This is a genomic window from Pseudomonas sp. 28 E 9 (assembly GCF_900004785.1).
GTDB classification, from domain to species: Bacteria; Pseudomonadota; Gammaproteobacteria; order Pseudomonadales; family Pseudomonadaceae; genus Aquipseudomonas; species Aquipseudomonas orientalis_A.
In genome coordinates this window covers 1-249 of record NZ_CVTK01000004.1, presented here as the reverse complement: position 1 = coordinate 249, position 249 = coordinate 1, and the positions used below count along the sequence as shown (strand labels likewise).

Annotated in this window: 1 tRNA gene; it reads left to right on the top strand. The window is 42.2% G+C overall.

Annotated features, from left to right (window positions below):
- Window positions 1-76: transfer RNA gene (locus tag BFQ00_RS00190), tRNA-Ala, on the top strand.
- Window positions 77-249: the final 173 nt, after the last annotated feature.

Here is a 249-nt window from a genome sequence, read left to right as displayed (position 1 = left end):
GGGGCCATAGCTCAGCTGGGAGAGCGCCTGCCTTGCACGCAGGAGGTCAACGGTTCGATCCCGTTTGGCTCCACCATTAACTGCTTCTGCTGTTAGAGTTTAGAAATGAATATTCTGAAGTGAATATTGATTTCTAGTCTTTGATTAGATCGTTCTTTAAAAATTTGGGTATGTGATAGAAAGATAGACTGAACGTTACTTTCACTGGTAACGGATCAGGCTAAGGTAAAATTTGTGAGTTCTCTTAAC